Annotated in this window: 14 protein-coding genes; 13 read left to right on the top strand and 1 reads right to left on the bottom strand. The window is 63.1% G+C overall.

The genetic code is table 11. The features are described 5' to 3' along the window. Positions 1 to 49 precede the first annotated feature (49 nt). Positions 50 to 1,786: a murein biosynthesis integral membrane protein MurJ gene (gene murJ / locus DW178_RS06065; RefSeq protein ID WP_286168541.1), complete on the top strand. Its 1,737-nt coding sequence runs from the start codon at positions 50 to 52 to the stop codon at positions 1,784 to 1,786. A gap of 778 nt (positions 1,787 to 2,564) precedes the next feature. Here the strand turns inward: murJ and DW178_RS06060 are convergent. Next, positions 2,565 to 4,046: a DUF1846 domain-containing protein gene (locus DW178_RS06060; protein ID WP_042433299.1), complete on the bottom strand. Its 1,482-nt coding sequence runs from the start codon at positions 4,044 to 4,046 to the stop codon at positions 2,565 to 2,567. 426 nt (positions 4,047 to 4,472) lie between these two features. Between DW178_RS06060 and pyrG the strand changes: the two genes are divergently transcribed. From pyrG to murG, 12 genes are all read left to right on the top strand, one after another. After that, a complete protein-coding gene (pyrG, locus tag DW178_RS06055; RefSeq protein ID WP_042433303.1) occupies positions 4,473 to 6,074 on the top strand; it encodes a CTP synthase in 1,602 nt (533 codons plus the stop codon). Positions 6,075 to 6,210: 136 nt separating this feature from the next. Continuing rightward, a complete protein-coding gene (locus DW178_RS06050) occupies positions 6,211 to 7,134 on the top strand; it encodes a site-specific tyrosine recombinase (RefSeq protein WP_286168540.1) in 924 nt (307 codons plus the stop codon). Between the two features lie 452 nt (positions 7,135 to 7,586). Further along, on the top strand, positions 7,587 to 8,036 hold the full coding sequence (locus tag DW178_RS06045; RefSeq protein WP_042433305.1) for a division/cell wall cluster transcriptional repressor MraZ: 450 nt from the start codon (positions 7,587 to 7,589) through the stop codon (positions 8,034 to 8,036). Between the two features lie 18 nt (positions 8,037 to 8,054). Continuing rightward, positions 8,055 to 9,014: a 16S rRNA (cytosine(1402)-N(4))-methyltransferase RsmH gene (gene rsmH, locus DW178_RS06040; protein WP_202898054.1), complete on the top strand. Its 960-nt coding sequence runs from the start codon at positions 8,055 to 8,057 to the stop codon at positions 9,012 to 9,014. 95 nt (positions 9,015 to 9,109) lie between these two features. Further along, positions 9,110 to 9,574 (top strand): cell division protein FtsL, encoded by a 465-nt coding sequence (locus DW178_RS06035; protein ID WP_042433310.1) that lies wholly within the window; start codon positions 9,110 to 9,112, stop codon positions 9,572 to 9,574. Between the two features lie 6 nt (positions 9,575 to 9,580). Next, entirely contained in the window at positions 9,581 to 11,629 is a 2,049-nt protein-coding gene (locus tag DW178_RS06030) for a peptidoglycan D,D-transpeptidase FtsI family protein (protein WP_118350159.1), read from the top strand. A gap of 9 nt (positions 11,630 to 11,638) precedes the next feature. Continuing rightward, positions 11,639 to 13,132, top strand: coding sequence for a UDP-N-acetylmuramoyl-L-alanyl-D-glutamate--2,6-diaminopimelate ligase (locus tag DW178_RS06025; protein WP_118350158.1), 1,494 nt, complete (start codon positions 11,639 to 11,641; stop codon positions 13,130 to 13,132). A 3-nt stretch (positions 13,133 to 13,135) separates the two neighbouring features. Then, the gene (locus DW178_RS06020) at positions 13,136 to 14,617 is read left to right on the top strand and encodes a UDP-N-acetylmuramoyl-tripeptide--D-alanyl-D-alanine ligase (protein WP_118350157.1); all 1,482 of its coding nucleotides are present in this window, start codon (positions 13,136 to 13,138) and stop codon (positions 14,615 to 14,617) included. 2 nt (positions 14,618 to 14,619) lie between these two features. Next, positions 14,620 to 15,657 carry a phospho-N-acetylmuramoyl-pentapeptide-transferase gene (mraY, locus tag DW178_RS06015; protein ID WP_118350156.1) on the top strand — a complete coding sequence of 346 codons (1,038 nt, stop codon included), beginning with the start codon at positions 14,620 to 14,622 and terminating at the stop codon, positions 15,655 to 15,657. A gap of 3 nt (positions 15,658 to 15,660) precedes the next feature. Next, positions 15,661 to 17,175, top strand: a complete 1,515-nt coding sequence (gene murD, locus DW178_RS06010) for a UDP-N-acetylmuramoyl-L-alanine--D-glutamate ligase (RefSeq protein ID WP_118350155.1) — start codon at positions 15,661 to 15,663, stop codon at positions 17,173 to 17,175. A gap of 12 nt (positions 17,176 to 17,187) precedes the next feature. Next, positions 17,188 to 18,567, top strand: coding sequence for an FtsW/RodA/SpoVE family cell cycle protein (locus DW178_RS06005; RefSeq protein WP_118350154.1), 1,380 nt, complete (start codon positions 17,188 to 17,190; stop codon positions 18,565 to 18,567). Positions 18,568 to 18,571: 4 nt separating this feature from the next. Next, a complete protein-coding gene (gene murG, locus DW178_RS06000; protein WP_118350153.1) occupies positions 18,572 to 19,681 on the top strand; it encodes an undecaprenyldiphospho-muramoylpentapeptide beta-N-acetylglucosaminyltransferase in 1,110 nt (369 codons plus the stop codon). The last annotated feature ends 3 nt before the right edge of the window (positions 19,682 to 19,684 follow it).

Here is a 19,684-nt window from a genome sequence, read left to right as displayed (position 1 = left end):
CGTGTTTGCTATGATGATCAATCATACCATCACGAGAAAGCGCTTTTTCATGTCCGACAAGCTCGCACGAGCTCGACACACTCGTTCTGCCGATCTCGCGGCCTCTGCCGCTTCCCCGCAAACCCAGCAAGCCATGCACCAGGTGGATAACGCACCCGGCGAACCTCGTCCCTCTCAGGGCGGTGCCGACCAAGGGTCCACCGCTGCCATCGGCGGTTCTGCGGCCCTCATCAGCATCTGCACCATCATCTCCCGCATCACCGGTTTCGCTCGCACCTGGGCCATGGCCTTCGCGCTCGGTTCCACGCTGTTGTCAAGCTCCTATCAGGTGGCGAACAATCTTCCCAACCAGCTCTACGAGCTGGTCTGCGGCGGCATGATCGTCACCGCGTTTTTGCCCGTGTACGTTTCGGTGAAGAAGAAGCTGGGGCAGCGTGCCGGCAACGAATACGCTTCGAATCTGCTTACGCTCGTAGTGCTGCTGCTTGGAGCGGTTTCGCTTCTGTGCATGCTGTTCCCCTCGGCGGTCATCTACACGCAGAGCTTCTACTCCGATCAGTCGCAGATGGCCACCTCGGTGTTCTTCTTCCAGTTCTTCGCCATACAGATCGTGTTCTATGGATGCTCGGCTATTGTGTCGGGCCTGCTCAACGCAAGCCGCGACTACCTGTGGTCTTCCATCGCTCCAGTTGCGAACAACCTGATCGTCATCGTCACGTTCTTGGCCTATTCGTTTGTGGCTCCGTACGATCAGCAGTTGGCGCTTTATATCATCGCCATCGGCAACCCTGCCGGCGTGTTCGTCCAGATGGCTATCCAGCTGCCCGCGCTCAAGCGCAATGGCATCCGCATCCGTCCGCGCGTGAGCCTACGCGACCCCGCGCTTCGCGAAACGTTGGGAATCGGCGTTCCTGCGGTGCTTGTCATGCTTTGCTCCTTCGCCATCGTGTCGGTGCAAAACGCCGCTTCTTATAACTTCGCCGACAACGGTCCTTCCATCCTGGCATACGCGCGCCTGTGGTTCACGTTGCCGTATTCGTTCTTGGCCGTGCCCATTACCACCGCCATGTTCACCGAGCTTTCCGATATGCAGGCAGAAGGTAACACGGAAGGCGTGAAACGCGGCATTGTGTCGGGCACCGATCAGATCCTGTTTTTCATGATCCCGTTCGCTATGTACCTGGCTGTGTTCAGCATGCCTCTGGTTACCCTGTATCATGCCGGTGCCTTCACCATGGAGAACGTCTCCGCTATCGCCACGTATCTGGCAGTGTGGGCCGTTGCTTTGCCCCTGTACGGCGTGAACACTTACTTGCAGAAGACGTTCTCCAGCCTTCGTCGGATGGGCGTGTTCGCCGGCTTCAATTTCATTGCGGGTGCCGTGCAGATCGGCCTGACCATGTTCGCCGCAAGCCATTCCGATGTTATGCCCATTAGCTCCATCGCCGTTGCCGAGGCGCTGTTCTACTTGGTTTTGGACGTGTGCTTGTTCGGGTATCTGCGACGAACCCTGGGCCCGTTCGGTCTGCGTTCCGTGGCACGTGCCTTGGCGACGGCCGTGTTGCTCGGCGGTGCCGGTGCCGCTGCCGGCGCTGCTGTGCTGTGGTTGCTGCAGACGCTGATTTCCCCGCTGTCCGGTTCTATCGTGCAGGCTCTAGCGTATGTCATGGCGGGTGGGCTGGTTGCCTTGGCCGTCACGTTCGTGCCGGCTTGCAAGCTCAAGGTGCCCGAGGCCGCCTTCATCAACACCATCGTTCGCAAGATCGGCGGGAAGCTGGGTCGGTAGTCGTTCCGCCGTCGATAGGGCGGTGCGCTTTGCTTGCTGCTTTCTGATTTCCGTGATTCCCGACGTGCCCTGCGCTGTTTGAAGAGCGCAGGGCACGTTTGTATTTGGGCCCTGGGGTTGGTCGCCTATTCTTCTTACATTCGGCTTGATGCGCGTTATGGGTTGCTGCTAAGCCTTTGCGGGCTTTTATCTGCACGGCTTCTGCTGTGCGCTGTATGCGTTCAGGCGCTCATTGAGCGAGTCGGTCTAACGGATGTGCTGTGCAGCCTCTACTCCAATCCTTGCTTGTTGCTGCTTGTCCTTACTGCTGTATTCGATTGGCGGTGCATACCTTCATGTAGGTCATGTTGCGACCTATCATCACGTCCTCGTATCATCGTTCGTGCCAGTGTCTGCATGCCGTTTTGGTTGCCGGTACACGGTGTCGTCATCCCTTTGCATTCGCCTGTTTGCTTTGAGGGCTCTATGGGACCCGCTGCAAGGGTATTTCCAAACAAACTAGCCATTAATCTGCACAAATAGGAGAAACCGATGCGTATATGTCTACAAAAGGAATAACCGATACACGCCAGGTAAAGCACAGGTTCGGTAAGCAATCGGCTAAAATCGCTTGCGTTGCATACGACTCTGCAAAAGCCCTCGAACGCATCCTTATGCACCCTTATCCGGAAACTGTTCATTGCGCGCGTTCGCTTGTTCAAACAAAAACGCCCCGCGAGCAATCTCGCGGGGCGTGAATACCTTGGTTGTGGGCACCAAGCAACTATGTAGTTAGGTCCTATTTGTGGAAGTACCTACGCTGCTCGTACTTCGGCTCGCAGCAGATGTTGATGCCGAGCGTGCGGTAGAGCTTCTCGTCGGTGGGGCTCAAGATCACGCTGAAGAACGCATCGCAGCCGCGCAGCTGATCGGCTGCATCCACCAGCTGCTTGGCAACCGGGTCGGTGGCGCTAGACACGGAAAGCGCTAACAGCGTTTCATCGGAATGCAGGCGCGGGTTCTTCGCGTGCAGCGTGGAGGTCTTCAGGTCGCAGATGGGCTCGATAACCTCGTCGGAGATGACGAAAAGATCCTCGTCAACACCAGCCACGCCTTTGAGCGCGTTCATAAGCAGCGAAGAAGCTGCGCCCAGCAAATCGGACGTCTTGCCGGTGACCACGCGGCCATCGGGCAGCACCATGGCGCCAGCCGGAGCGCCGGTCGCCTCGGCCTTGAGCAGGGCGGCCGAGCGTGCGGGCGAGAAGTTCGTGTCCACGCCCACCTGGTTCATCAAAAGCTCCAGGTGCTCCACGTACTCGTGATGCAAACCGGTGCGGCGCTCGTCCACCGCGGCTTGGAAGTAGCGGCGTACGATCTCCATCTTCGCAGCCTCGCGACATGCCTCGTCGTCGACGATGGCCATGCCGGCCATGTTCACGCCCATGTCAGTGGGGGACTGGTAGGGGCTCGTGCCCAGGATGCGCTCCATCATGGCCTTAAGCACCGGGAAGATCTCAACGTCGCGGTTGTAATTGACCGTGGTTTCCCCATACGCCTCAAGATGGAAAGGGTCGATGGTGTTGGCGTCGTCCAGGTCAACGGTTGCAGCCTCGTACGCCACATTCACCGGGTGCTTGAGCGGAAGGTTCCAAATGGGGAAGGTCTCGTACTTCGCGTAGCCCGCCTCGACGCCGCGCTCGTGCTCGTGGTAGAGCTGGGAGAGGCACGTGGCCATTTTGCCGGAGCCGGGGCCGGGAGCGGTGACCACTACCAAGGGGTGCGTGGTTTCCACGAACTCGTTTTTGCCGTAGCCTTCCGACGAGACGATGCGCGCCGTATCGTAGGGATACCCGGCGATGGGGTAGTGCAGGTAGCTCTTGATGCCCAGGCTGTCTAGGCGATGGCGGAATGCCAGCGCGTTGGGCTGGTTCTCGAAGCGGGTGATCACCACGCCGGCGGTGGCGAAACCCATGGAGCGGAAGATATCCAGCAAGCGCAGGACGTCTTCGTCATAGGTGATGCCCAAATCGCCGCGCACCTTGTTCTTCTCGATATCGTTGGCGTTGATGGCGATGATGATCTCAACGTCCTCGGCCATCTGCTGCAGCATACGGATCTTGCTGTCGGGCTGAAAGCCCGGCAGCACGCGCGAGGCATGGTAGTCGTCGAACAGCTTGCCGCCGAACTCCAGATACAGCTTGCCGCCGAACTGGCCGATCCTTTCGCGGATGTGCTCAGCCTGCAAAGCCAGGTATTTATCGTTGTCGAAACCGATGCGCATGGGCGCAACCCCTTTCCATGATGGTAGGTTTAACCGAACCAGTATAAGGTTCGCGCGCGAAAGCGAGAAGAGATGTGCCCATCAACACGCGAAAAGCGGAGATGAAGCCAGAGCGATCGCGTCCGATAAAGAAGGCGAAGGGAAGCGCAGTGGCACGTCCTTCGGTCCGGCATGATGACGTTCGGCTTTGCCGGGCCGGTTCCGCATAAGCCGGAAAGGCGGCGAGGCCTCCCTTGCCGTCCATCTCGTTTCGGTTTCGTTTCCCCTCTGTTAAAAGGTTCGCGCGGCGCTGCGGGAGAAGTTGCGCGGCGCGTACAATAAACCAACGTTTGGAGTTTGCCGTTGGCGTGCTGCAGGCGTATCGGCCTAGGCGCAGCGTGATCGGCGGTGGGGAAATACACCGGTTTTTAAGCGCGAAGGAGAACTATGGCCAAGCATATTTTCGTAACCGGCGGCGTCGTGTCGTCTTTGGGCAAGGGTATCACGGCCGCCTCCCTGGGGCATTTGCTGAAGGCCCGCGGCTACAAGGTGACCATGCAGAAGATGGACCCGTACCTCAACGTGGACCCGGGCACCATGAGCCCGTTTCAGCATGGCGAGGTCTTCGTTACCGAAGACGGTCACGAAGGCGATCTTGACCTGGGGCATTACGAGCGATTCATCGACGAGAACCTGTCCCGCGAATCGAACTTCACGCAGGGTTCCATTTACAAAACCCTTATCGCCCGCGAGCGTCGCGGCGACTTCCTCGGCGGCACGGTGCAGGTGATCCCGCACGTCACCGAGGCTATCAAGGAGCGCCTGCGCCGCATCGCCGATCAGTCCGGCGCCGACATCGTCATCTCCGAGATCGGCGGCACCATCGGCGACATCGAGTCGCAGCCCTTCATCGAGGCCGCGCGTCAGTTCAGGAAGGAAAAGGAGCGCGGCGACGTTTTGTTCATCCATGTCACGCTGGTTCCTTACATCGCCGCAGCCCACGAGGTGAAGACCAAGCCCACGCAGCATTCCGTCAAGGAGTTGCGCTCCATCGGCGTGCAGCCCGACTTCATCGTCTGCCGCAGCGACCACGAGATTTCGGACAAGGTACGCGAGAAGATCGCCTTGTTCTGCGACGTGCGACCTGACGAGGTGCTCGCGTGCACCGATAGCCCTTCTATCTACGAGGTGCCGTTCGGCTTGTACGATCAGCGTTTCGACGTGAAGGTGCTCGATCGCCTGGGCCTTCCCGAGCGTCAAATCGACTTGAGCCCCCTGCGCTCCTTCGTGGATGCGGCCGCTCATGTGGAGCATGACTGCGACGTGGCCATCGTCGGCAAGTACACCAGCCTGCCGGACGCGTACCTTTCGGTCATCGAGGCGCTGCATCATGCGGGCGTCTACAACAACACCCAGGTCAACGTGCATCTTATCGATGGCGAAGAACTTAATGACGGCAACGTCGAAGAGGTGCTGGGGTCCATGGACGGCATCCTGGTGCCCGGCGGCTTCGGCCAGCGCGCCTTCGAAGGCAAGATCTGCGCGGTGCGCTACGCCCGCACGCATGATGTGCCGTTTTTGGGCATCTGCCTGGGCATGCAGGCGGCGGTGTGCGAGTTTGCGCGCGATGTGGCGGGCATGCCCGGCGCGACGTCTGCGGAGTTCGACGAGAACGCCGAGTTCCCCGTGATCGACCTGATGCCCGAGCAGGAGGATGTCGAGGACAAGGGCGGTACCATGCGACTGGGCGCCTACCCGTGCAAGGTCGCTCCCGCGTCCATGGCCTTCAAGGCCTACGGCGAGGAGCTCATCTACGAGCGCCATCGCCATCGCTATGAGGTGAACAACGCGTTCCGCGACCGCTTGGCGGAAGCGGGCCTGGTCATCTCAGGCGTTTCTCCTGATGGTCGCCTGGTTGAGATGATCGAGCTGCCCGACCATCCATGGTTCGTGGCAAGCCAGGGCCATCCTGAGTTCAAAAGCCGTCCGACCAGGCCACACCCCTTGTTCCGCGACTTCGTCGCCGCGGCACTGGATCATCGCGAGTAATCCGGCAGGTTCCGGGGTTCGGACTAAACCGGTTGAAGGTTTACATAATGTTGTTGTTGCGAAAAGGCCGCCGTATCGGGCGGCCTTTTCGCGTGCTGGGGTATATAAAGATGGACCGATAGGGAAGGAAGCGCTAGTGGACGAGAGCATCGATACCGACGATCTAATCGATTTGGCGGCAGAGTACATCGCCTATCTGCGCATCGAGCGAGGCAGCTCGCCGCGCACCATCGAGGCCTACGAGGCCGACCTGGAAACCTACCGGGATTTCCTGTCTTCGCAGGGCATCGAGAAGCTCTCGCAGGTGTCGCGCGAGTCTATCGTGGCGTACCAGGAGCATCTGTTCGCGCAGGGCTACGCCGCCTCGACGGTGTGCCGAAGAGCGTCGGTGGTGAAGGGCTTTCACCGGTTTTGCGTGGCCGAGGACTACACCGAAAGCAACCCTGCGGCAGGGCTGCCGCTGCCGAAAACCCCGGAGCGCCTGCCCGACGTTCTGTCCATCGACCAGGTGCAACACTTATTCGAAGAGCTTGAGGGGCAGGAGGGCGGTCCTGCGGCAGCGCGCAACCACGCCATGCTCGAGGTGCTCTACGGATGCGGTCTGCGCGTCAGCGAGCTGTGCGGCCTCGACCTGTCCGACGTGATGCTCGACCAGGGGTATCTGCTCGTGCTCGGCAAGGGCGGTAAGCAGCGCATCTCCCCCATATCGGGTGCGGCGGCAACTGCGTTGGCCGACTACTTGGAGAGCGCACGCCCGCAGCTGTGCAAGCCTTACGCCAAACCCACCGATGCCGTGTTCTTGAACGCTCGCGGCGGCCGCCTGACGCGCCAAAGCGTGTTCAAAGTGGTGGCGCGAGCGGGCCTTGCCATCGGCGTGGACAACCTGCATCCGCACACGCTGCGCCATTCGTTCGCCACGCATATGCTGCAGGGCGGGGCGGACCTGCGCGTTATCCAGGACATCCTGGGGCATTCCGACATCTCCACCACGCAGGTATACACCCACGTCGATCGCAGCCACCTGCGCGAGGAATACCTGCACGCGCACCCGCGCGCGTAAAGGTTGGGGAGCGAAAGCATTCGCAACCGTATTCAACCGGTCCCGCTATCGGTTACAGACGGTTACCGGTATCATTTCTCGCGATGCGTCGGCGGACAACGGACAGCGCCTTGCGCAGCGCGGCAGCAGCCACCGCGCCAACGCCTCCCACTTTGTCCCACTCATCCCACATCGCCCCACGCCACCGAATCCGCACAAATGCAATCCCACTTCATCCCACCCCATTTTCGCCCTTAGGCAAATCTATATATTGTGGTTGGCGAAGCACCTTGCGCACCATATGGAAACCACCCCCGAAAACACCTGTTTTACGAATGAATCAGGCAGGTTACAAGGGGTCAACGCCTGTGCAAAACCGCCCAAAACGTGCCGCAAGATGTTGCGAAGTGGGATGAAGTGGGGTAGAATCCCAAACACCGAACGGAACAAACGGAAAGCAGCGGAAGGAAGGCATGGCAGAAGGCGTCGACAAGCCGATCGACATGAACGGCTCCTACCGACATAAGGTAGACGCCAAGGGCCGTATGTCCCTGCCCGCCGCGTTTCGCAAAGTCCTTTCGGAAGATCTGGTGGTAACCCTCAGCCCCGATGACGAGTGCCTGTACGCATTCGAGCCTCAGGCGTTCGAGGACTGGATCGTGTCGCTGTTCGAAAGCAAGTTCGGCGGCTACGACCCCACGTCCAAGGCCCACGTCGGCTTGCGTCGCAAGCTGAAGAGCCGCGCCAACAACGTCAGCGTCGACAACGCCGGGCGCATCGGCATCCCCGCCGAGCTGCGTCAGAAGGCCGGCATCGACAAGGACGTCGTCGCACTGGGCAACACGGGCTACTTCGAGATCTGGGACGCAAAGCGCTTCGATGAGCAGGATGACGACATCGACTTGAGCGTGTTGTTCAGCTAATCGGAAGGCGTGAGCGAATTGGCAAACCAAGAGTTTCGGCATATACCGGTCCTGCTCCCCGAGTGCCTCGAGCACTTGAACCTCAAACCGCAGCAGACGTTCGTGGACGCAACGCTCGGCGGGGCAGGGCATTCCTTCGAAGTTGCCCAGCGCATCGGATGCGGGGGCACCCTCATCGGCATCGATCAGGACGACGTGGCGCTTGCCGCGGCCGCCCGCAAACTCGGCTCGCTGCCCGATGAGCTGCGCCCGCATCTGGAACTGGTGCGCAACAACTTCGGCAACATGGACGAAGCGCTTCTGAGCGTGGATGTTCCCGGTGTTGACGCGTTCTTGTTCGACATCGGCGTATCCTCCGTTCAGATCGACACGCCATCACGGGGCTTCTCCTTCAAGGAGGACGGCCCGCTTGATATGAGGATGGATCCGGGGAAAAACACCCTAACCGCAGCAGAGGTCGTGAACACCTACAACGCAGCAGACCTCACTCGGATCATCCGCTCCTACTCCGATGAGCGGTGGGCCAGCCGCATCGCGGACTTCATCGTCCGCGCCCGCGAGAAGGCCCCGCTTGAAACGAGCGCGCAGCTGGTCGACGTCATCAAGGCGGCCATCCCGGCAAGCGCGCGCCGCGCTGGCGGGCACCCTGCCAAACGCACGTTCCAAGCCCTGCGCATCGAAGTCAACGGTGAGCTCGACGTTCTGAAAAGCGGCCTGGAAGCTGCCATCCGCTGGGCGAACCCCGGCGGGCGCATCTGCGTGATCAGCTACCACTCGCTTGAGGACCGCATCGTCAAGGATATGTTCCAAAGCTTCGCGAACCGTTGCACCTGCCCGCCCGATCTTCCGGTGTGCATGTGCGGCAAGGAGCCGATACTCAAGGTGCTTACCCGAAAGCCCATCGTCCCCACGGCCGATGAGATAGCGCGAAACCCCCGCGCCCGCAGCGCCAAGCTGCGCGTGGCGCAGAAGCTGTAGCGCAGCACGACGACAGCAACAACACGACAACCGAGCGAACCCGTTCGCGCAACGTGCCACCGTAAACGAAGCAGAAACACGAAAGGAGGTGGAGCATGAGCGCCCAGCCTGCGTATTCCCTGTATCCCGAACGCGCCGTCGAGCGCGCCCCGCGCACGCGCATCTCCGTCGTGCCCGGCCAGCGCACCCGCTCCGCCGCTCCCGCCTCCACCGTCACGCCCGGCCTCGTGCTGAAGGCGGCGATCATCGTCATGGCGGTTTTGGCCCTGGTGGGCATCGCAAGCCTCACCCTTTCGGCGGCCACCGTGACCACCTCCATGCAATCCCAGGCGCTTTCCAGCCAGATCGATGATGCCCGTGCGCAGGGCAGCTCGCTCGAGGTCACGCAAAGCCTGCTTTCCAACTCCACCCGCGTGCGCATGCAGGCCGAGAAGCTCGGCATGGCGGCGCCTGCGGAAGTGGGTACCATCAACATGCCCGAAGACGTGGTTTCCACCAACGACGATGGGTCGCTTTCCCTGTCCCGCAGCGTGGAGACCGCCACCAACGCCGGGGAGTAGCCCGTTATGCAGAATCGAAACCGCCCGCCTCGCAACGACGGCGGCGCCCGCGATGCCCAGCGTCGCGCGAACAACAGCAGATCAGGCCGTTCGTCAGGCCAACACGCAAGCCGCACCGACGCCCGCAGCGCATATCGCTCCGGGCGTCACGGCGCTTCGGGGCAGGGCCGTTCCCGCAACGCGCGCTCTGAGCGCGATGTGCGCACGTTTCGCTCGCGAAACGGCGAATCCCGCCGTCAGCCCGCCCAGCCTAAAAGCGGCGCCGCGGGCTTCCTTGCGTTCCTCAATGCCGAGCGCGCGCTTGCGCCGCTGTTCCTGTTCGGCCTTGTCGTGGCGCTGTTCTTCGGCAAGCTCGTGTGGCTGCAGGTCATCAAGGCCCCCGAGTTCACCGAGCAGTCCCAGGCGCAGCGCACGTCCAAGATCGTGCTCGAGCCGCGCCGCGGCACCATATACGATCGCAACGGGGTGGTGCTCGCCACCAGCGTCGACGCGACCACCATCTACGTCAACCCCGTCGAGGTGAGCGACCCCAACCTGACCGCGGGCATCCTCGCGCAGGTGCTCGGCGGCGAGGCGAAGGACTATCTGGAAAAGGTCACCGCCAGCGACACGTACTATTCCATCATCAAGCGCAAGGCCGACACGAGCGTCGGCGACGAGGTCAGGCAGCTGGCCTCCGAGCGCGTCGAGGAGGCTCAGAATAAGGAGACGGCCGACGCCAAGGCGGCGGGTCGCAAAGCCGAGACCATCGCCTCGGGCATCCATTACGTCTCCGAGAGCCGTCGCGAGTATCCTAATGCCCAGGTGGGCGGCCAGGTGGTCGGCGCGTGCAGCATCGGCGTGGATTCGGACACGAACCGCGAATACTATTACGGCATCTGCGGCCTCGAGGCGCAGTACAACGACGTGCTCTCCGGCACGCCGGGCTACATGGAGCAGGAATACGGCCAGACCGGCCAGCTCATTCCTAGCGGCACGCACGAGAAGGTGGACGCCATCGACGGGCAGGACATCGTCGTGTCCATCGACATCGAGCTACAGCGCCAGGTCGAGGAATCCCTGACGTCGGGCTGCAAGGGCCTCAACGCCACGGGCGGCTCGGCCGTGCTCATGGACGGCTCCACCGGCGAGATCTACGCTGCCGCATCCCTTCCGCTGTTCAACCCCGCCGATCGAAGCGAGGTCAAGGAAGGCGCCATGCAGCTCAAGGCCGTCACCGACCTGTTCGAGCCCGGCTCCATCTTCAAGTCGGTCTCGGCAATGGCCATCTTGGAAACGGGCACGCTCACGCCCGATTCCGAGCTTTTCTGCCCGGCTTCGATCACCGCGGACGGCTATACCATCTCCGACGCCCACGAGCGCGGCGACGCCACGTTCACGCTGCGCCAGATCCTCGACCAGTCCTCCAACGTCGGCATCTCGCTTGCCACGGAGAAGATGGGCTTCGAGGAGCTGTACAACCACATCGTCCGCTACAACCTGCACTCGGACACCGGCGTGGATTATCCCGGCGAAGGGGAGGAGGGAACCGACGTGCTCGGCATGCTCGCGCCCTACGACCAGTGGTCGGCGGTCCAGGCGTACAACGTCTCGTTCGGCCAGGGCGTGTCGGTCACCCCGCTGCAGATGACGCGCTTCTACGGCGCCATCGTCAACAACGGCGTCGAGTGCGTGCCGCACTTCCTCATCGGCATGCCGCAAAGCGGCACCACGCCCGCCTACGGCACCACCCAGGTCATCGAGAACACCGATGCCCTCGGCGACATGCAGTCGATGCTCAAGACCGTCGTCACCGACGGCACGGGCAAAAAGGCCGCTATCGACGGATTCAGCGTGGCGGGCAAGACCTCCACGGCCGAGATCTACGACGAGGAGAACGGCGGTTACCGCAAGAACGTGTGCAACTTGGCGTTCACGGGCTTTTTGGCGGATTCGTCAAGCAAGCTGGTGTGCTTTGTGGGCGCAAATGAGGTTCCTGGGGACGGCGTCGTCACGCCTATCTTTAAGGATATAATGACTGCAGCAATCGATCGATTCGGGATTACGTCTGAGTGAGGTATCCAAATGGGTAAGACCTGCACCGAACTGTTTGAAGGCATGGACTGCACCATCATCGGCAACGCGCAAGATGAGGTTGAGGGCATCGCCTATCGAAGTGATAAAGTCAAGCCCGGCGACGCGTTCTTCTGCATCGTCGGCATGAAAACCGACGGCCACACCTTCGCCCAGGACGCCATCGACCATGGCGCGAAGGTGCTCGTGGTGGAGCGCAAGGTCTACCTGGCCGACGCCACCGACGTCACGGAGGTCGTGGTGTCCGATACGCGCAAGGCCATGGCAGAGGCATCGGCGCGCTTCTATGACGATCCGTCGCGCGCGCTTTCGCTGGTGGGCGTCACGGGCACCAACGGCAAAACCACCACCACGTATCTGGTGGAGCATATCGCCCGCGTGGCGGGCAAGCGAACGGGCGTCATCGGTACCGTGGGCACCGTCATCGGCGATGTACACGAGAAGTCTTCGCACACCACGCCGGAATCGCCCGACCTGCAGCATCTGCTCGCCCGCATGCGCGACGCGCGCTGCGACGTGGTGGCCATGGAGGTCTCCAGCCACGCGCTCGACCTTGAGCGCACGTACGCCTCGTCGTTCGCGGTCACGGCGTTCTCCAACCTGACGCAGGACCACCTCGACTACCATCACACCTTCGAGGCCTACTTCGAGGCGAAGGCGCGCCTGTTCAGCAAGGATTACCCTGCCCGCCGCGTCATCTGCATCGACGACAAGTGGGGCAAGGAGCTGCTGCGCCGTTGCTCGGAGGCCGGCGATAGCGTGGTCACCACGGGCTTCGATCGCTCGGCTCTCATCCATCCCAAGGATGTGCAGTACTATCCCACGCACACCTCCATCACGCTCAACGTGCGCGGCTCCTACTATGAGTTCGACTACCCGCTCGTGGGCAAGTTCAACGTCGAGAACATCATGTGCGCGTTCGGCATCGGCATCCAGCTGGGCATCGGCGTGTCCACCATCATCGATGCGCTTCGCGAGGCCCCGCAGATCCCGGGCCGCCTCGAGCGCGTGCATACGCCGCATGACGGCGGCGTGTCGGTGTTCGTGGACTACGCGCACACCCCCGATGCCCTGGAGAAGGCCCTCGGGTCCATCATGGCGCTCACGCCCGGCCGCACCATCTGCGTGTTCGGCTGCGGCGGCGACCGCGATGCATCCAAGCGCCCCATCATGGGCCGCGCCGCGCTTGCGGCCGACCATGCCGTGGTCACGTCCGACAACCCCCGCACCGAGGATCCCGATGCCATCATCGCCGATATCGTGGCGGGCATGGGGCAGGGCGAGGGCCGTTTCGACGTGCAGCCCGACCGCCGCGCCGCCATCGCGCGCGCCATCCAGCTTGCAAAGCCCGGCGATTCCATCCTCGTTGCCGGCAAGGGCCACGAGGACTATCAGCTGGTAGGCAAGGAAGTGCTCTCCTTCGACGACCGCGTCGTCGCCCGCGAGGAGCTTGAACGTGCATTCGGCGAAGGAGCTTGTGAGTAACCAATGCGTTTCACCATCGACGAAGCCGCCCGTGCCACGGGCGGCTCCTTTTCCATCGACCCTGTAAACGATCAGGCGGAGATCACCAGCTTGACCTGGGATTCCCGCAACGTCGAACCCGGGGCGCTCTACGTTGCGCTGCCCGGTGAGCGGGTGGACGGGCATGCCTTCGCCGCCTCCTCCGTGGCGGCGGGCGCGGTGTGCGTGCTCGCGCAGCACGCGCTCGACCAGGCTTCGGACGACGAGATCGCAGCCGTCGGGGCCGCCGTTATCCAGGTCCCCGATACCCAGGCCGCCGTCACGGCGCTTGCGCGCGCATGGCGAGACCGTCTCGAGGGCCGCGTCATCGGCATCACCGGGTCCACGGGTAAAACCACCACGAAGAACCTCGTGCGCGACGTGCTCGCCGCAGCTGGCAGCGTGTGCGCAACGAAGGGCAACCAGAACAACGAGCTCGGCGTCCCCAACACCGTGCTGGCCGCTCAGGCCGACACGCGAAACGTCATCGTCGAGATGGGCATGCGCGGCCTTCATCAGCTCGAGGAGCTGTGCGGGTTCGTGCGCCCGCAATGGGGCCTTGTCACCAACGTCGGCGAAAGCCACATCGAGCTTCTGGGCAGCCGCGAGAACATCGCGCGCGCCAAAGCCGAGCTCCTCGAGGCGTTGCCCGCAGGCGGCATGGCGTTCGTCAACGCCGCGAACGATATGACCCCGAAGCTGCTCGAGTTCGCCAACCTGGACTCCCGTGGCGTCACGTGCGTGCTCTACGATGGCACCGCTCAGGCCGCCGAGCGTCGTGCGGCCCTTTCCGCCGTCGACGCGGCGCGTCCTGCCGTGTGGTCCGAGGATGTGCGTCTCGATGCGTCGGGCTGCCCGCGTTTTGCGCTGTGCGCCTGCGGGTTCGACGGTATGCCCGAGCCCGTGCGCGTGGAATGCGCCCTTGAGCTGCGCGGCATGCACAACGTGTCCAACGCCTGCTCCGCCGCCGCCGTTGGATTCGCCGCCGGCATGGAGGCCGCGCAGGTTGCGGCGGCGCTTTCGGGCGCCAAGCCCGAGGCGGGCCGCCAAGAGGTCATCGAGGCTCCGGGCGGCTTCACCGTCGTCAACGACGCCTACAATGCGAACCCCGATTCCATGCGCGCGTCGCTTTCCACGTTCGCCGCGCTCGATGTCGCCGGAGCGCGCATCGCGGTGCTCGGCGACATGGGCGAGCTCGGCTCGTTCGCGCCGCAGCTTCACGAGGAAGTGGGCGCCTTCGCCGCCGAATGCGGCCTTGACCGCCTTGTGTGCGTCGGGCAGCTTGCGCAGGGCATTGCGGCAGGCGCGCAAAAGGCCGGCATGCCGGCTGATCGCATCGTTCTCGTCGCCGACGGGGCCGCCGCGCTCGCCGACGTTCGCGAGTATGCCGCCTCCGGCAGCGCGGTGCTCGTGAAGGCCTCGCATTTCATGGGCCTTGAGAAAGTGGTGGAAGGATTGGTTGAATAGCTATGTTGCACATATTCGCGTCATACCCCACGTTTTTGGTGTTCGTGGCCATCGTGGTCGCCATTGCGGTCACCATGGTGCTTATGCCGGCGTGGATCAAGTTCCTCAAATCTAGCCATATCGGCCAACAGGTGCGCGCTGACGGCCCTGAAAGCCACTTGGTGAAGCAGGGCACGCCCACCATGGGCGGTGTCATCATGCTCGTCTCCGTCATCCTCACGGCGCTCGTGGTGGGCCATCCCACGCCTGAAACGTTCGCGCTGCTCATCGCCACCGTCCTCACGGGCTGCCTGGGCCTTATCGATGACGCCGAGAAAGTGGTCAAGGAGCGCAGCCTGGGCCTTACCCCGAAAGCCAAGCTGGTGGGCCAGTTCGTCATCGCCACGGTGTTCGGCCTGGTGGCCGTCAACGTGATGGGCATCGCCCCCACGGTCGAGATCCCGTTCGTCTACACGTTCGACCTTGGCGTGCTCACCACGCATTTCGGCTCCGTGGAGGTGCCGTGGCTCTACATCCTGTTCGTGGACATCCTGCTCATGGGCATGTGCAACGCCGTCAACCTCACCGACGGCCTTGACGGCCTGGCAGCAGGCACGGTCATGATCGTCATGATCGTCATGGCGGCCATCGCATACCGCTCAGACATGCTTGACTCCGCAATCTTCGCCGCCGCGCTCGCCGGCGCCTGCGTGGGCTTTCTCTGGTTCAACTCGTTTCCCGCCGACATCTTCATGGGCGACACGGGCTCCCTCGCCCTCGGCATGGCGCTCGGCTGCCTTGCGGTGTTCACCAAGTCCGAGTTCATCGTGCTCGTCATCGGCGGCCTGTTCGTGGCCGAGGCCCTGTCGGTCATGATCCAGGTGTTCTACTACAAGAAAACCCATAAGCGCATCTTCCTGATGGCCCCGCTCCATCATCATTTCGAGAAGAAGGGCTGGTCCGAAACGAAGGTCGTCGTGCGCTTCTGGATCGTCTCCGGCGTGCTGGCCGCGCTCGGCTTCGCCGTGTACTTCGCAGAAACCTTGATGGCGGTGGCATAGGGTATGGAGAACCAGAAGATGCTTGCAGGCAAGAAACACGCTCCCGAAAGCTTGGGCCGCGTCCTCGTGCTCGGTCTGGGCAAGTCCGGCCACGATGCTGTCGATTACCTCATGGCGCAGCTCGGCGGCCGCGTGGCCCAGCTGGCCGTGTTCGGCGGGCAGCCCAATGCCGCTTCCGATGCGTATGCGGGCAAGGCGCGCGACCGCGGCGCCATCGTCGAGTTCGGCGAGGGCGCGGTCGATCGCTTAGCGCAAGCGTGTGGAGGGCATTTCGAGCTGTGCATCGCAAGCCCGGGCATCTCCGAGTTCTCCGACCTGTACCGCTCGGCCGCTGCCGTAAGCGACGAGGTCGTCAGCGAGGTCGAGCTCGCATGGCGCGAGTCCGATGACTCCAGCACGTGGGTCGCCGTCACGGGCACCAACGGCAAGACCACCGTCACGGCGTTGACCAACCATCTGCTTCGCGCCGCGGGTATGGCAAGCGCCGCTGTCGGCAACATCGGCGACACGTGCATCTCCGCCGTGGCCGCCGGCGAAACCGACGTCTACGTGGCCGAGGTGTCGTCGTATCAGCTCACATCCACGAAGCTGTTCGCGCCCAATGTGGCCGTGCTGCTCAACATCACGCCCGACCATCTGCATTGGCACCATACGCTGGAAAACTATGCCGCCGCCAAGATGAAGGTGCTCGACAACTTGTCTCAGGTTCCCGGCTCGGTCGCGGTCATGGACGCCTCCAACGACGTCGTCCGCGCCGAGGTCCGCCGTCTGCGCAGCATTGATGGCGGATGCGGTTTCGCCATCGTGCCCATGGGCACGGCAGAGGGCTTGCAGGGCGACATGCGCGCACGTTGCGGTGCCGACAACGCCGCGTTCATCAACGGCGAAGGCGAGCTCGTCGTGGCCCTCAAGGGGCAGGAGCATGCCCTCATCAACGCCGATCGCCTCAAGATCAAGGGCGCGCACAACGCCGGCAACGCGCTTGCCGCCGCCGCGGCGGCGCTGGCCGCCGGCGCTTCCGACGAGGCCGTGTGCGAGGCGCTTGCCACGTTCAGCCCGCTCGAGCATCGCATCGAGCCTTGCGGCACCGTGCGCGGCGCCGAATGCTATAACGATTCGAAGGCCACCAACGTCGACGCCACGCTCAAGGCGCTGGCGGCGTTCCCTCATACCCGTCCCATCGTGCTGCTCGGCGGCGACGACAAGGGCACCGATCTGGCCGACCTGGTCGCGGCGGCCCATGCCCACACGCGCGCCGTGGTGTGCTTCGGCGCGGCGGGCGCCCGCTTCTTCCAGGCGTTCAAGGAGCAAGGTGCTCAGGCGCCGGCGGATTTCCAACTGCTCACGGCGAACAATATGGAGTCTGCGCTTGACGTCGCGCTCGAACAGGCGAAGGCTGGGGAAGTGGTGTTGCTTTCGCCCGCCTGCGCATCGTTCGACGAGTTCCACTCCTTCGAGGAGCGCGGCGAGGTCTTCAAGAAGCTCGTGGCCGCTCGCGCGGCCAAGCTTGGCGCGTAAGGGCGGTTTTACATGCTTTCCGCGCGCAATAGGCGCTCCGATGCAGAATCGGTCATCTGGCCCCAGGTGCTGCTTGTGGTGGCCGTGGTGGCCCTCACGCTCATCGGCTTCGTCATGATCTACTCGGCCTCGCAGGTTACCATCCTTTCCGAGGCCGCCACGAACTACTATGCCGACACCGAGGCGGGTCAGTACCTGCGCGATACCATTTCATATTCGGACTACATCGCACAGCAAAACCCTTCGGCGAAGCTCATCAGCCAGTTCATCTACTCTCTGGCCGGCATCGTCATCGCCGTGGCTATCTGGTTCATGCTCCCCCGCAGCGGTTGGAAGGGCGCCATCGTCAAAGGCTATTGGGGAGTATGCGTAGCGCTGCTCGTCATCACGTTCCTCTTCGGAGCCGCGGCGCTCGGCGCCCAGCGCTGGATCGTCATCGGTCCGTTTTCGCTGCAGCCCTCGGAGTTCGCCAAGATCGCCATCGTGCTCATGGCCGCCAACCTTATGGACGACCTCAACGAAGGGGCTGAGTTCAACGCCACCATGCTCAGGGCTGCGATCTACGTGGCCGCCCCCACGTTGTTTTTGCTGTTCACGCAATCGGACCTGGGAACCACCATCATCATCTTCGTGGGCGTATACGCGGTGCTGTGGTTCGGCGGCGCTCCCGGTAAGCTCATGCTCGCCATCGCCGGCGTCGCCGTCCTTGCGGTCATCGCCATCGTCTTGTTCGGCTCGGGCTATCGCCAGGACCGCTTCGTGGTGTACAACCCTTGGAACGACGGCGAAGGCGGCAGGGGCAACGGTTACCAGACCATCCACTCGTTCTACGCGTTCGCCGAGGGCGGCCTGTTCGGCGTGGGCCTGGGCAATTCCAGCGAGAAGTACGACTACCTCCCCGAGGCCGAGACCGACTTCGTGTTCTCCATCATCGGCGAGGAGTTCGGCATGCTCGGCGCTCTCGTGGTCATCGCGCTGTTCTGCTGCATCCTGTTCGCCGGCATGCGCATCGCGAGCGCCGCGGCAACGCCCAACGAGCGCATCGTGGCGGGCAGCGTCACCATCATGCTCGTGTTCCAGGCGTTTCTGAACATGGGCTGCGTCATCGGCCTCGTGCCCACCACGGGCAAGCCTTTGCCGTTCGTGTCCGCAGGCGGCTCGTCGCTTATCGCGTCACTCATGATGGTCGGCATCATCATGGCCGTTGCACGAAACGCCGATAACACCACCGTCTACGATCGACGCCGCGCGAACCTGCGCGTCGTGCGCGCGGTCGACGACGATTTCAACGGCTCCCGCAACGCCTTGCGCGGCCGCGGCAGCGCCGAATCGCGCACGCGCGCCCCGCAAGGTGCGCGGCGCCGTCAAACGCATTCTTCATCCCGGAGGTGACATCATGCGCATAGTCCTTTCCGGCGGCGGTACCGCCGGCCACATCAATCCGGCCCTCGCGCTTGCCGATGTGCTGCGCGAACGCGGGCATGAGGTGCTCTTCGCCGGGACGCCCGGCGGCATCGAGTCGCGCCTCGTCCCCGCGGCGGGCATCCCGTACAAAGCCTTCGAGGCCGCGGGCTTCAACCGCAATCATCCGCTCACGTTGCCGAAGGCCGTCATGAAGATCCAGCGTTCCACGAAGCTGGCGCGCAAGTGGTTTTCCGAGGTCCATCCCGACTGCGTGGTGGGTTTCGGCGGCTACGTATGCATCCCGGTCGCCCGTGCTGCCGAGCAGTGCGGCATCCCCGTGGTGGTCCACGAGCAGAACTCGGTCATGGGCATGGCGAACAAGTACCTGGCTCGTAGGGCCCGCGCCGTGTGCCTGACCTACGACCATGCCGCTCGGGCGCTTTCCGACAAAAGCCATGTCGTGCTCACCGGCAACCCCGTGCGCGCTAGCGTGTTCGCCGCAACGCGCGCCGAGGGCCGTGCCGCGTTCGGCGTTCCCGAGGATGCGCGCATGCTTCTCGTCACCGGGGGAAGCTTGGGTGCACGCCATCTCAACGCGGCCATCGTTCAGCGCAAGGATATGCTGCTCGGCTACCCCGACCTGCATATCGTGCACGTCACGGGCCCCAAGGAGCTCGATAGCGTCACCGAGCAGCTGGCCCTGACCGACGAGCAGGCAAAGCGCTGGCACCTCATGGGCTATACCGACCAGATGGGCCTTGCCATGGCCGCCGCCGATGCCATCGTCAGCCGCGCGGGCGCCACGTCGCTCGCCGAGATCTCGGCCCGTCATCTCCCGGCGCTGCTCGTGCCGTTCCCGTACGCCACCGAGGACCATCAGACCACGAACGCCCGCGCATGCGTGGAAGCGGGCGCGGCCTTCCTCGTGGCCGACGCCGACGTCGAGGGCGCGCAGTTCACCGACTACCTCAAAACGCTCGTCGAGGATGAAAAGGCCCGTCAACGCATGTCGGCTGCAGCGGCCGCGGCGAAGACGCGTGATGCGGCGGGGCTGCTCGCTGATGTAGTCCTTAAGGCGTGCGAATCCAAGTCGGCGCAATAGGGT

Source organism: Eggerthella sp. AM16-19 (assembly GCF_003474385.1).
Taxonomy (GTDB): Bacteria; Actinomycetota; Coriobacteriia; order Coriobacteriales; family Eggerthellaceae; genus Senegalimassilia.
This window is presented reverse-complemented; position numbering and strand designations above follow the sequence as displayed.

What these genes read in the sequence shown, in the direction of transcription:
- murJ (WP_286168541.1), top strand. Translation starts at nt 50, where the DNA reads ATGTCCGACAAGCTCGCACGAGCTCGACACACTCGTTCTGCCGATCTC.
- DW178_RS06060 (WP_042433299.1), bottom strand. Translation starts at nt 4,046, where the DNA reads ATGCGCATCGGTTTCGACAACGATAAATACCTGGCTTTGCAGGCTGAG.
- pyrG (WP_042433303.1), top strand. Translation starts at nt 4,473, where the DNA reads ATGGCCAAGCATATTTTCGTAACCGGCGGCGTCGTGTCGTCTTTGGGC.
- DW178_RS06045 (WP_042433305.1), top strand. Translation starts at nt 7,587, where the DNA reads ATGGCAGAAGGCGTCGACAAGCCGATCGACATGAACGGCTCCTACCGA.
- DW178_RS06035 (WP_042433310.1), top strand. Translation starts at nt 9,110, where the DNA reads ATGAGCGCCCAGCCTGCGTATTCCCTGTATCCCGAACGCGCCGTCGAG.
- DW178_RS06030 (WP_118350159.1), top strand. Translation starts at nt 9,581, where the DNA reads ATGCAGAATCGAAACCGCCCGCCTCGCAACGACGGCGGCGCCCGCGAT.
- DW178_RS06025 (WP_118350158.1), top strand. Translation starts at nt 11,639, where the DNA reads ATGGGTAAGACCTGCACCGAACTGTTTGAAGGCATGGACTGCACCATC.
- DW178_RS06020 (WP_118350157.1), top strand. Translation starts at nt 13,136, where the DNA reads ATGCGTTTCACCATCGACGAAGCCGCCCGTGCCACGGGCGGCTCCTTT.
- mraY (WP_118350156.1), top strand. Translation starts at nt 14,620, where the DNA reads ATGTTGCACATATTCGCGTCATACCCCACGTTTTTGGTGTTCGTGGCC.
- murD (WP_118350155.1), top strand. Translation starts at nt 15,661, where the DNA reads ATGGAGAACCAGAAGATGCTTGCAGGCAAGAAACACGCTCCCGAAAGC.
- DW178_RS06005 (WP_118350154.1), top strand. Translation starts at nt 17,188, where the DNA reads ATGCTTTCCGCGCGCAATAGGCGCTCCGATGCAGAATCGGTCATCTGG.
- murG (WP_118350153.1), top strand. Translation starts at nt 18,572, where the DNA reads ATGCGCATAGTCCTTTCCGGCGGCGGTACCGCCGGCCACATCAATCCG.